This window comes from Meridianimarinicoccus zhengii (assembly GCF_003254465.1).
GTDB classification, from domain to species: Bacteria; Pseudomonadota; Alphaproteobacteria; order Rhodobacterales; family Rhodobacteraceae; genus Meridianimarinicoccus; species Meridianimarinicoccus zhengii.
Window position 1 is genome coordinate 20,761 of record NZ_QDFI01000031.1, and the last position, 10,213, is coordinate 30,973.

General features: G+C 66.2%; 14 protein-coding genes. 8 read left to right on the plus strand and 6 right to left on the minus strand.

The features are described from left to right. Nucleotides 1–8 precede the first annotated feature (8 nt). Nucleotides 9–509: a YHS domain-containing (seleno)protein gene (locus DDE13_RS11470; RefSeq protein ID WP_111404265.1), complete on the plus strand. Its 501-nt coding sequence runs from the start codon at nt 9–11 to the stop codon at nt 507–509. Between the two features lie 67 nt (nt 510–576). Here DDE13_RS11470 and rplI read toward each other — a convergent pair whose 3' ends face one another. Genes rplI through rpsF form a run of 3 tightly spaced genes read right to left on the minus strand, consistent with a single transcriptional unit; the run spans nt 577 to nt 1,900 of the window. Then, nucleotides 577–1,191 (minus strand): 50S ribosomal protein L9, encoded by a 615-nt coding sequence (gene rplI, locus DDE13_RS11475; protein ID WP_111404267.1) that lies wholly within the window; start codon nt 1,189–1,191, stop codon nt 577–579. An 11-nt stretch (nt 1,192–1,202) separates the two neighbouring features. Continuing rightward, nucleotides 1,203–1,430 (minus strand): 30S ribosomal protein S18, encoded by a 228-nt coding sequence (gene rpsR / locus DDE13_RS11480; RefSeq protein WP_068292848.1) that lies wholly within the window; start codon nt 1,428–1,430, stop codon nt 1,203–1,205. 26 nt (nt 1,431–1,456) lie between these two features. Then, on the minus strand, nt 1,457–1,900 hold the full coding sequence (gene rpsF, locus DDE13_RS11485) for a 30S ribosomal protein S6 (protein ID WP_111404269.1): 444 nt from the start codon (nt 1,898–1,900) through the stop codon (nt 1,457–1,459). A gap of 298 nt (nt 1,901–2,198) precedes the next feature. Between rpsF and DDE13_RS11490 the strand changes: the two genes are divergently transcribed. Next, on the plus strand, nt 2,199–2,789 hold the full coding sequence (locus tag DDE13_RS11490) for a YceI family protein (protein WP_111404271.1): 591 nt from the start codon (nt 2,199–2,201) through the stop codon (nt 2,787–2,789). A gap of 39 nt (nt 2,790–2,828) precedes the next feature. Here the strand turns inward: DDE13_RS11490 and DDE13_RS11495 are convergent, their stop codons facing one another. Then, nucleotides 2,829–3,428 carry a LysE family translocator gene (locus DDE13_RS11495; RefSeq protein ID WP_111404273.1) on the minus strand — a complete coding sequence of 200 codons (600 nt, stop codon included), beginning with the start codon at nt 3,426–3,428 and terminating at the stop codon, nt 2,829–2,831. Between the two features lie 134 nt (nt 3,429–3,562). Here DDE13_RS11495 and DDE13_RS11500 point away from each other — a divergent pair, with 134 nt between their 5' ends. Then, complete coding sequence (locus DDE13_RS11500; RefSeq protein ID WP_111404275.1) at nt 3,563–4,015, plus strand: Lrp/AsnC family transcriptional regulator; 453 nt, start codon at nt 3,563–3,565, stop codon at nt 4,013–4,015. 109 nt (nt 4,016–4,124) lie between these two features. Next, nucleotides 4,125–4,691 carry a VPLPA-CTERM sorting domain-containing protein gene (locus DDE13_RS11505; protein WP_162630963.1) on the plus strand — a complete coding sequence of 189 codons (567 nt, stop codon included), beginning with the start codon at nt 4,125–4,127 and terminating at the stop codon, nt 4,689–4,691. A 71-nt stretch (nt 4,692–4,762) separates the two neighbouring features. Here DDE13_RS11505 and DDE13_RS11510 read toward each other — a convergent pair whose 3' ends face one another. Next, nucleotides 4,763–5,986: a cytochrome b/b6 domain-containing protein gene (locus tag DDE13_RS11510; RefSeq protein ID WP_111404279.1), complete on the minus strand. Its 1,224-nt coding sequence runs from the start codon at nt 5,984–5,986 to the stop codon at nt 4,763–4,765. 236 nt (nt 5,987–6,222) lie between these two features. Here DDE13_RS11510 and fabD point away from each other — a divergent pair, with 236 nt between their 5' ends. The 4 genes from fabD to DDE13_RS11530 all read left to right on the plus strand — a co-directional run bounded on the left by fabD (nt 6,223) and on the right by DDE13_RS11530 (nt 9,072). After that, a complete protein-coding gene (gene fabD, locus DDE13_RS11515; RefSeq protein WP_111404281.1) occupies nt 6,223–7,164 on the plus strand; it encodes an ACP S-malonyltransferase in 942 nt (313 codons plus the stop codon). Nucleotides 7,165–7,170: 6 nt separating this feature from the next. Beyond that, entirely contained in the window at nt 7,171–7,908 is a 738-nt protein-coding gene (fabG, locus tag DDE13_RS11520; RefSeq protein WP_111404283.1) for a 3-oxoacyl-[acyl-carrier-protein] reductase, read from the plus strand. 196 nt (nt 7,909–8,104) lie between these two features. Next, nucleotides 8,105–8,338 carry an acyl carrier protein gene (locus tag DDE13_RS11525; RefSeq protein ID WP_111404284.1) on the plus strand — a complete coding sequence of 78 codons (234 nt, stop codon included), beginning with the start codon at nt 8,105–8,107 and terminating at the stop codon, nt 8,336–8,338. Nucleotides 8,339–8,469: 131 nt separating this feature from the next. Further along, entirely contained in the window at nt 8,470–9,072 is a 603-nt protein-coding gene (locus tag DDE13_RS11530) for an MSMEG_1061 family FMN-dependent PPOX-type flavoprotein (protein ID WP_111404286.1), read from the plus strand. A 9-nt stretch (nt 9,073–9,081) separates the two neighbouring features. Here the strand turns inward: DDE13_RS11530 and DDE13_RS11535 are convergent, their stop codons facing one another. Next, on the minus strand, nt 9,082–10,188 hold the full coding sequence (locus DDE13_RS11535) for a 2'-deoxycytidine 5'-triphosphate deaminase (RefSeq protein WP_111404288.1): 1,107 nt from the start codon (nt 10,186–10,188) through the stop codon (nt 9,082–9,084). Nucleotides 10,189–10,213 lie beyond the last annotated feature (25 nt).

A 10,213-nucleotide genomic window follows, 5' to 3' on the forward strand; every position in this document is an offset into this window, starting at 1 on the left:
GTTTCCGCATGATCCGAAGACTTGCCCTTGCGACGGTCCTGACCCTGCTGCCGGCGGGCGTGCTGGCCGGGCCGCAATACGTGGACACGACCGGTTTCGCCGTGTCGGGCCATGACGTGGTGGCCTATTTCGACCTCGCACCCGGCAGCGATCCCGTTCGCGGCCATGCCGATATCACCGCCGAACACAACGGCGCCACCTTCGCCTTCGCGTCCGCGGCGAACCGCGACCGTTTCCTTGCCGATCCGGACCGCTATGCCCCGCAATATGACGGGCATTGCGCCTATGGCGTGGCGGGCGGATACAAGGTGCCTGCCAACCCGACCAACTGGCATATCGAGAACGGCAAGCTGTTCCTGAACATCAATGACCGCATCGCGCGGCGCTGGGTGGCCGAAATCCCGAAATACGAATCGCAGGCTGCGAGCGAATGGCCCGCGCTGGAAACTGCCCCTGCGTCGAGCGACCCGGTCCCGTGGTTCCGCGCCGACGGTCCCGTGCAGGACTGAGACCCGACATGCGAAAGGGCCGCGGCATGTGCCGCGGCCCCCCCGTCTTTCCGTGCCGATCGTCGCCTCAGCGGTCGTCGTCGAGGCTCGGCTGGGGCGTGTCGTCGCCGCTTTCGTCGTCGAAGCTCGCGCTCCCGATATCGTCGAACAGTTCCGCGATCTCGAATTCGGCGGCTGCTTCTTCTTCGGCGGCCAGTTCCTGGATCGACTTGCCCGATGCCTGCAACTCGGCCTCTTCGGGCGAGCGTGCGACGTTGAGCGTGATCGTCACCTCGACTTCGGGGTGCAGTGTCACGGACAAGTCGTGCAGGCCCAGTTCCTTGATCGGACGGTTCATGACGACCTGCTTGCGATCCACCGAGAACCCGGCCTCGGTCGCGGCATCCGCTGCATCACGCGTGCTGACGGACCCGTAAAGCGCGCCGGCATCCGAAGCGGAACGGATCACGACGAAGGTCTGCCCGTCGAGTTGCTTGCCCAGTGCCTCGGCTTCCTTGCGGGTTTCCAGGTTGCGGGCTTCAAGCTGTGCCTTCTGCTCTTCGAAACGGGCGAGGTTCTGGGGATTGACCCGCATCGCCTTGCCCTGGGGCAGCAGGAAGTTGCGCGCGTAGCCTTCCTTGACGGACACGACCTCGCCCATCTGGCCCAGCTTGGCCACGCGTTCGAGAAGAATGATCTCCATGGGGATGTTCCTTACTTCACGGCGTAGGGCAGAAGGGCGAGGAACCGCGCGCGCTTGATGGCGCGGGACAGTTCACGCTGCTTCTTGGCGGACACGGCGGTGATGCGCGACGGCACGATCTTGCCGCGCTCGGAAATATACCGCTGCAGCAGGCGCGTGTCCTTGTAGTCGATGGCGGGTGCATTGTCGCCCGAGAAGGGGCAGACCTTGCGGCGGCGGAAGAACGGTTTCGTTGCCATGATCTATTTTCCTTTCCCGGTTCAGATCAACGGTCGCGCGCGGGGCGGTCACCCCGGTCGCCACGGTCGCCACGATCACCGCGGTCGCCACGATCCCCACGGTCAGGGCGCGGGCCCCGGTCGCCACGATCACCGCGGTCACGCTCGTCGCGCTTCTGCATCTGGACCGACGGGCCTTCGGCGTGTTCGTCCACCTTCACGGTCAGGACGCGCATCACGTCGTCATGCAGGCGCATCAGGCGTTCCATTTCCTGCACGGCCGACGACGGCGCGTCGGTCTTCAGGAAGGCGTAATGGCCCTTGCGGTTCTTGTTGATCTTGTAGGCCATCGTCTTGACGCCCCAGTACTCGCTTTCGACGACGCTGCCGCCGTTATCCGCGAGAATCGTGGAGAAGTGTTCGACAAGGCCCTCGGCCTGCGTGTTCGACAGGTCCTGGCGGGAAATGAAGACATGCTCGTAAAGCGGCATATCGGCTCCTGATTTCGGGCGCATTTCATAGGGCGGGCCAACACTTCCGCGCCCGTCCACGAGAGACTGCGCCGGTTTGCGGTTTGCGGAAGATGGCGCCTTATACAGGCCCGCGCGCGAATGGCAAGCGGCGCGCGGAGCGCGGCCGAACAAGGGCGCAGGGCGTTGTTCGCTGGTGAACCGACCCTGTTGGCTTTCGCGGAGTTGCCGCAGCGCAGCTTGACACGACATCTGACCCCAAGGCGCGGCACATCCGCCGCGGCCGGTTCGACACCGCACCAACAGGAGTGACACTACAATGACCCGCACCCTCATCGCCGCAGCCCTGGGCCTTGGGCTCGTCGCCGCCCCCGCACTGGCAGAGCCGCGCGAATACGTTCTGGACAGCAGCCACAGCCAGGTCCTGTTCAGCTACAACCATCTCGGCTTCTCGACGACCTATGGCATGTTCTCGGGTTTCGCCGGCACGATCCAGTTCGACGAGACCGACCCGGCCAATTCGTCGGTAGAAGTGTCCATGCCGGTCACCAGCATGTTCACCGGTTGGGAAGCCCGCGACGAACACTTCATGTCCGGTGATTTCTTCGACGCCGCCGGTACGGACGAACAGGTGACCTTCGTGTCGACGGGCATCGAGGTGACGGGCGAGAATACCGCGCTCATCACCGGTGACCTGACAATGAACGGCGTCACCAAGTCGGTCGTGCTGGATACGGTCCTGAACAAGGCGGACACCCATCCGATGGAAAACGCGCCGTGGCTTGGCTTCAACGCCACGACGACGCTGCTGCGCAGCGATTTCGGCGTGGACATGTTCGCGCCCTTCGTGTCGGACGAGGTCGAGGTGATGATCTCGATCGAGGCACAGGACGCGGCCAGCGCATCCTGACCGGGGCAGGGGGGCCGCCATGCCGGCGGCCCCGTTCCGTCACCCCATCTGCAGGATCATCGGCAGCACGCTGACCACCAGCAGTGCGGCCGTGGCCGCGTTGAAGATGCGCCGCCGCCGCGCATCCGTCAGAAATGCGCGCAGCCGCTTGCCAAGCGCCGCCCAGACCACGATGGACGGCAGGCTCACGATGGCGAAGACAACTGCCACCGTGCCGACGGCGGGCAGGCTGCGATCCGGTGCAAAGGCCGCGATTGCCGTCAGCGCCATGGCCCACGCCTTCGGATTGATCCACTGGAACCCCGCTGCCTGGATAAATGTCATCGGGGCGCTCTTCGCGGGGGCGCCGTCCGGCGCTTCGGCCCGCAGCAGCGACCATGTCATCCACATGATGAACGCAAGACATCCCGCCCGCAGCGCAAGTTCGAGCAGCGGGATTGATTCCATCGCGCGCGCGGCACCCAGCCCCACCAGAACGATCATCGTCGCCAGTCCGAGCGAGATGCCCAGCAGATGGGGCATGGTCCGGCGCAGACCGAAATTCACGCCCGACGCCATCAGCATCAGGTTGTTCGGTCCCGGCGTGATCGACGTGACGAAGGCAAAGCCCGCGAGGGCCAGAAGAAATTCGGCGGTCATGATCGGCTCTCCCGTTCGGCAAGGCCGGGACGAATCGCGCCCGTGCCCTTGCAACCATCAGCGCGGCATGATTGACACAAATCCGGCGCAATGTGCTGCATAGTTTGTGGGAAAACGGGAGATGATCGGCGGAAATGACGAAGCGAGACCCAATCAACGAAAATATATTGCGAGAGCTTCAGGCCAATGGCCGGATCAGCAATACCGAGCTTGCCGCGCGGGTCGGGCTGTCGGCGTCCGCCTGTCTGCGCAGGGTACAGGATCTCGAACGCAGCGGGGTGATCGCGGGCTATCGCGCGGTGCTCGACCCTGTGGCGATGGGGCGTGGGTTCCTCGCCTATATCGGGGTCGGTCTGTCGAACCATTCCAAGGCCGCGCAGTCCGCGTTCGAACAGGCCATGGATGCCGCCCCCGAAGTCGTCGAATTCCACAATGTCACCGGCATCATCGAATACCTGCTGCGGGTGGAAGTACCCGACCTTGCCGCCTACAAGGCGTTCCACACCGATGTTCTGGGCGTCGTTCCCAATGTCAGCGCGATCACCACCTGGGTGGTGATGGGGTCGCCGAAGGACGGGCGCAAATAGGCGCCCGTTAACTCAAATGCCCATCACTTCGAGCATTTCAGCGTATCCTGCTCTAGAAGTGGTCGACGGAAACTCATCGAAGGTGAGTTGCGTGGTCAGGAGTAGTGTCATGCGTTACAAATCATTCGTCGCCGCCGCGGCGGCAGCCCTTCTTCTAGGTTCCGCCGCGCAGGCGGCGACCATCTATGCGACAGGGGTCGACTGGACCAACAACGGCACTGTCGGGTCGTCCAACGACCGCGACAATCCGCTGAATGCGCTCGGTGAGCCCGACGACAAGTTCCTGTCGCTGGGTCTGGGGGGTCAGGCCGATTTCACATTCGGCGAGACCTTCACCGGTCCCGGTGCCAGCTATGAGATCACCTTCGGCAACCGCGCGGGCTATTTCGAAAGCGCCGACGTGTTCGCCGGCATCGGTGGCAGCTTCTCCAAGATTGGCGAGGTCGACAACGCATCGGCTGCCGGCTTCGTGTTCAGCTTCGCGGGCATCTTCGACACGCTGCGGCTTGTCGACACCTCGCCCTTCGTTGCCGGGCGCGACGGCTATGACGTGGATGCCGTTGGCGTGACCGCGCTGCCCAACACCGGCACGACGCCCGTGCCGCTTCCGGCATCGGCGCTGCTGCTTGGGGCGGGGGTCGCCGGGATGGGGGCATTGCGCCGCCGCAAAGGCTGATCCCGCGCGGAACGTCTGACTGAATTGGAGGGGCGTGGGGAGAGATCCCCGCGCCCCTTTCGCGTGTCGATCTATTCGCCCTGATCGCGTTCGGCCACGAGCGACACGGACACGGTGACGTCATGGGCCACCGTCTCTTCGTCGGCGTAGCTGTTCGTGCCGATGCCATAGTCGCGCCGGTCGATGACGGTCTGCCCGGACATGCGCGCCGTATCGCCGTCGAGTGTCAGCTCGAACGGCAGCGACAGCGGCACGGTCGCACCTTTCAGGGTCAGCGTTCCTTCGGCGACATATGCGTTTTCGCCCTCGGCGGTCATGATCTGCGCGTCGAACGTTGCCGTGGGATGCGCCTCAGCGTCGAAGAATTCGGGCTTGAGCGCCTCGCTCGTCACCGAGCCGAGCGTGACGCTGGGAATGGAGATCTGCACGGTCACGGTGCCCATGTCCGGCCCGGGCGCGTCGGGGTCGAATTCTATCGCGGCGGTCCAGTCGTCGAACTGTCCCTCGACGGGCGACCCGAACTGCGTCGCCGTGATGGCCAGCGTGCCCTCCTGGACGACCCAGCCCGATGGCTGCGCCTGAAGCTGCGGAACCGCGGGCGCGTCGGTCTGCCCGGCCAGCCCCAATGCCGATCCGCCGGCCATCAGCACCGCCCAGATGGCGACCGCTGCCGCCACGGGGCCGCGCGGATGCGCCGCTGCGCCATCGCCCGCCGCGACATGCCCCGGCAGCATCCGCCGCAGCGTGTCGTCCCGGTCGATCAGGTGATGTTTCAACGCGCCCGCGATGTGCAGGATAAGCGACGCGATGAGCACCTTGGTGAACAGCCAGTGCCACGCCGCGAAGAAATGTGCCACGCCGTCGTTGACCGGAATAAGCGGTAGCGTCTGCCCGAACGGCCACAGGATCGGCGCGAAGCCCTGCGTGGCGGCATGGTGCAGCCAGCCGGACAGGGGCACGATCACCAGCGACGCGTAAAGCATCCAGTGCACGGTTTCCGCAGCCCAGCTTTCCAGCCGCCGGTCGGGATGCAGCAGCGCCGGTTTCGGTTGTGACGCGGCCCACAGGATGCGCAGCACCGCGACGGTGAAGGCCGCGATCCCCACGGTTTTGTGCAGCGAGAACAGCCAGCCTTTCGTCGCCAGTTGCGCCGATGTGTCATAAGGCAGGTTGTTGGCCACGACCCCCAGCGGGATCGCGGTCAGGATCAGAAGGGCGGTCAGCCAATGCAGGGTCTTGGCGACGCTGCCATAGCTGCGGGGCGAATTGCCCAGTGTCGGTTCGGCAAGGGACATGGATGTCTCCGTTCGCTGCGTTCGGGCAAAGAGGTAATGCAAGTGCCGTGCGCCGCAAATGGCCCGCATGCGCACAGTCCGCGTGCGGCTTCGCCACCCGGGCGAAGCGGTGCCAAATGGGGCGCAGGCCGGGCCGCGGGGCCATGCTTGCTGCAATTGCGTGCGCGCGCGGGCTGGGCTAGACCCGTCCAACATCGGACAAGGACACGCCCGCCGGGCGAATATGAGGAGCGAGTATGACACGCGCATATGTTTTCCCCGGACAGGGCGCGCAGACGATCGGCATGGGCCAGGCGCTGGCGGATGCCTATCCCGCTGCCCGCGCGGTGTTCGACGAGGTGGATGCGGCGCTGGGTGAAAACCTGTCGGCACTGGTCTGGGACGGCGATGCCGACACGCTCACGCTGACCGCCAATGCCCAGCCCGCGCTGATGGCGTGTTCTTTGGCCGCCGTGCGCGCGCTGGACGCCGAAGGCATCCGCATCGCCGATGGCGCCTTTGTCGCGGGCCATTCCTTGGGCGAGTATTCGGCCCTCGCAGCAGCAGGAGCGATCAGTGTCGGCGATGCCGCGCGGCTCCTGCGGTTGCGCGGTCAGGCGATGCAGACCGCCGTGCCGGTGGGCGAGGGCGCGATGGCCGCGATCCTCGGGCTGGACCTGGCCGCCGTGACCGCGCTCGCGGCGGATGCGGCGCAGGGCGAGGTCTGCGAAGCGGCCAATGACAACGACCCCGCGCAGGTGGTCGTTTCCGGCCACACGGCCGCGGTGGAACGTGCCGCGGCACTGGCGAAGGAAAGGGGCGCCAAGCGCGCGCTGATGCTGCCCGTTTCCGCCCCGTTCCATTGCGCGCTGATGCAGCCTGCCGCCGATGCGATGGCGGCGGCGCTGGCCGATGTCACGATCCACGCTCCGGCTGTCCCGCTGGTGGCCAATGTCACCGCCAGCGCCGTGCAGGACCCGGACACGATCCGCGACCTGCTGGTGCGGCAGGTGACCGGCGCGGTGCGCTGGCGCGAAAGCGTGCAGGTCATGGCCGCGCAGGGGGTCACCGAGATCTGGGAACTGGGCGCGGGCAAGGCGCTGTCGGGCATGATCCGGCGCATCGCGCGCGACGTGGCCACGGCCAATGTCGCCACGCCCGAAGATATCGCCGCGCTCAGGGCGGCGGCAGAGGAGTAAACACGCATGTTCGATCTGACGGGAAAGACGGCGCTGGTCACCGGGGCCTCGGGCGGGATCGGCGCGGCCATTGCCACGGCGCTGCACGAAGCCGGGGCGACGGTGGGGCTGAGCGGTACGCGCACCGCGCCGCTCGAAGACCTCGCGGCACGGTTGGGCGATCGTGCCCATGTGCTGCCCTGCAACCTGTCCGATGGCGACGCGGTGGCGGCTCTGCCCAAGGATGCCGCAGGGGCCATGGGCGGCGTCGATATCCTTGTGAACAATGCGGGCATCACCCGCGACAACCTGTTCATGCGCATGTCCGACGACGAATGGGCCAGCGTCATCGACGTGAACCTGACCGCCGCCATGAAGCTGTCGCGCGGCGTGCTGCGCGGCATGATGAAGGCGCGCTGGGGCCGGATCGTGAACATCACTTCGGTCGTGGGGGCCACGGGCAATCCCGGGCAGGGCAATTATGCCGCCGCCAAGGCAGGACTGGTGGGCATGTCCAAATCGCTCGCCTATGAGGTCGCCAGCCGGGGCATCACCGTGAACGCCGTGGCGCCGGGCTTCGTGGCGACGGCGATGACCGACAAGCTGACGGATGACCAGAAAGCCGCGATCCTCGGCAACGTGCCCGCGGGGCGGATGGGCGATCCGGCCGAAATCGCCGCCGCCGTGCTGTATCTTTCAAGCCCCGAGGCAGGGTACACGACCGGCACGGTGCTGCACGTCAACGGCGGTCTGGCGATGATCTGACAGGCCTGCGGGACGGGTTTCCACCCCTTGGCGAAAGCGTTTGCCTTCACAGGACCATATGCTATAGGCCACCGAGATTGCCCGGGGGCAGGGCTGGACCCCGCTGAGAGGCAGGTTTCACAGGCTTTCAGCCGCAACGGGCCGCAAGGCCATCACCAAAGCGGGCAAGACCCCGAAGACTGAATGAGGAAATGACATGAGCGACATCGCAGATCGCGTGAAGAAGATCGTTGTCGAACATCTGGGCGTCGAAGAAGGCAAGATCACCGAAAGCGCGTCCTTCATCGACGATCTGGGCGCTGACAGCCTCGACACGGTCGAGCTGGTGATGGCCTTCGAAGAAGAGTTCGGCATCGAGATTCCCGACGATGCGGCCGAGACGATCCAGACCTTCGGCGACGCGGTCAAGTTCATCACCGACGCGGCCTGATCCGCGCCAAGGTGCACCAGCAGAATTCGAACGGCGTCCCAGGCGGACGCCGTTTTCGTTTTCGGTGCCGCTGCTTGGCCCCGCGCGGCCGTGGCGATAAGGTCGCCGTGACATTACAGCGGAGACAGACCATGCAGCCGATTGCCACGATTGCCGATCTCGATGCCATCTATGGCGATCCCGTCCCGGCGGCGCTGGCAAAGGTCGTGGACCGGATCACCCCGATCTATCGGGCCTGGATCGGCGCGGCGCGGTTTGTCGTGCTCGGGACGGTCGGGCCGGACGGCACCGATACCAGCCCGCGCGGCGATGACGGCGCGGTCGTGCAGGTGGCCGACGACCGCACGCTGCTACTGCCGGACTGGATGGGCAACAATCGCATCGACAGCCTGCGAAACATCGTCGCCGACGGGCGGGTGAGCCTGATGTTCATGGTCCCCGGCAGCCCGAACGTGGTGCGGGTGAACGGCACGGCAATCGTCACCGCCGATGCCGCGGCCCGCGCGCGGTTTGACCGCGATGGCAAACAGCCCCGCACCGTGATCGCGATAACGGTGGCCGAGGCGTATTTCCAGTGCGCCAAGGCCGTGATGCGGTCAGGGCTGTGGCGTTCGGGCGACGAAAGTGCCGCCGTCCCCAGTGCGGGCGATTTTCTGGCCGAAGTGCGCGCAATCGCGGATGCCGGCGCATATGATGCGGCCTATTCCGAACAAGCCGTGCCGCGCATGTGGTAGACGCCCGGCTCAGTCCGCCCGGAAATGCTTGGACAGCTTGAGCCCCTGACCCTGGTAGTTCGATGCGAAATCTGCGCCGTACAGCCGGTCTGGCCGCGCGGCCATGCGTTCATAGACCAGCCGCCCCACCCGTTGCCCGTGGTCGAGCACGAAGGGCGCTTCGTGGCAGCGCACTTCAAGAACGCCGCGCGCGCCCGTGCCACCGGCCGCGGCATGGCCGAAGCCCGGATCGAAGAAACCAGCGTAGTGCACCCGGAATTCGCCTGCCAGGGCCATGTAGGGGGCCATCTCGGCGGCATAGTCGGGGGGGATGTGGACCGCCTCGCGGCTGACAAGGATGTAGAACGCGCCGGGGTCGAGGATGACGCCGCCGCCATCGCTGGTGATAGGGTCCCAGAAATCCCGCACCGCATAGGCGCCGATCCGGTCCAGGTCGATCACGCCGGCATGCGGACGCGCGCGGTAGCCCACGATCCCGTCGCCCCGCGGGTGCAGGTCCACCGAGAAGCCGAGCCCCCCGTCGATATGGGCCGGTCCGTCCACCAGCCCGGTCGCGTCGTGCAGGGCGGCCAGGGCCGCATCGTCCAGCGTGGTATCGCCCGCCCGGAAGCGCACCTGGTTCAGCCGCATCCCCTGCCGCACCAGCACCGAGAAGCTGCGCGGGCAGATCTCCGCCCAGAGCGGGCCGCGATAGCCCGGCGGGATACGGTCGAACTCGGTGCCGTGGTCGGTGATGAGGCGCGTGAGCAGATCGAGCCGCCCGGTGGAGCTTTTGGCATTGGCGACGGCCTCCAGCCCGGCGGGCAGATCCAACCGTTCCAACAGCGGCACGAGATAGACACAGCCCTTTTCCAGAACTGCCCCGTCGGTCAGATCTATCCGGTGCATGGCGAAGTCCTGCAACCGGGCATCCACGGTCTTGTCGCGGCCCGGCAGGAAAGACGCGCGCACGCGCCATGCCACGCCGCCGAGCCGCAGATCGAGCGAGGCGGGCTGCAACTGCACCGCGTCCACTGGCGGGTCCGCCGCGATCGCGCCCGCGTCGATCAGTCCTGCGATCGTCTGGCGCGGCAGAACGCCGGGGGCATCGGGCAGGTGGTTCGGGACGTCAGTCATGCAAGATCCGCTCGGTCGGCAGGGT

Bases quoted from the DNA above. Each gene is read 5' to 3' on its own strand.
- DDE13_RS11470 (WP_111404265.1), top strand. From the start codon at position 9: ATGATCCGAAGACTTGCCCTTGCGACGGTCCTGACCCTGCTGCCGGCG.
- rplI (WP_111404267.1), bottom strand. From the start codon at position 1,191: ATGGAGATCATTCTTCTCGAACGCGTGGCCAAGCTGGGCCAGATGGGC.
- rpsR (WP_068292848.1), bottom strand. From the start codon at position 1,430: ATGGCAACGAAACCGTTCTTCCGCCGCCGCAAGGTCTGCCCCTTCTCG.
- rpsF (WP_111404269.1), bottom strand. From the start codon at position 1,900: ATGCCGCTTTACGAGCATGTCTTCATTTCCCGCCAGGACCTGTCGAAC.
- DDE13_RS11490 (WP_111404271.1), top strand. From the start codon at position 2,199: ATGACCCGCACCCTCATCGCCGCAGCCCTGGGCCTTGGGCTCGTCGCC.
- DDE13_RS11495 (WP_111404273.1), bottom strand. From the start codon at position 3,428: ATGACCGCCGAATTTCTTCTGGCCCTCGCGGGCTTTGCCTTCGTCACG.
- DDE13_RS11500 (WP_111404275.1), top strand. From the start codon at position 3,563: ATGACGAAGCGAGACCCAATCAACGAAAATATATTGCGAGAGCTTCAG.
- DDE13_RS11505 (WP_162630963.1), top strand. From the start codon at position 4,125: ATGCGTTACAAATCATTCGTCGCCGCCGCGGCGGCAGCCCTTCTTCTA.
- DDE13_RS11510 (WP_111404279.1), bottom strand. From the start codon at position 5,986: ATGTCCCTTGCCGAACCGACACTGGGCAATTCGCCCCGCAGCTATGGC.
- fabD (WP_111404281.1), top strand. From the start codon at position 6,223: ATGACACGCGCATATGTTTTCCCCGGACAGGGCGCGCAGACGATCGGC.
- fabG (WP_111404283.1), top strand. From the start codon at position 7,171: ATGTTCGATCTGACGGGAAAGACGGCGCTGGTCACCGGGGCCTCGGGC.
- DDE13_RS11525 (WP_111404284.1), top strand. From the start codon at position 8,105: ATGAGCGACATCGCAGATCGCGTGAAGAAGATCGTTGTCGAACATCTG.
- DDE13_RS11530 (WP_111404286.1), top strand. From the start codon at position 8,470: ATGCAGCCGATTGCCACGATTGCCGATCTCGATGCCATCTATGGCGAT.
- DDE13_RS11535 (WP_111404288.1), bottom strand. From the start codon at position 10,188: ATGACTGACGTCCCGAACCACCTGCCCGATGCCCCCGGCGTTCTGCCG.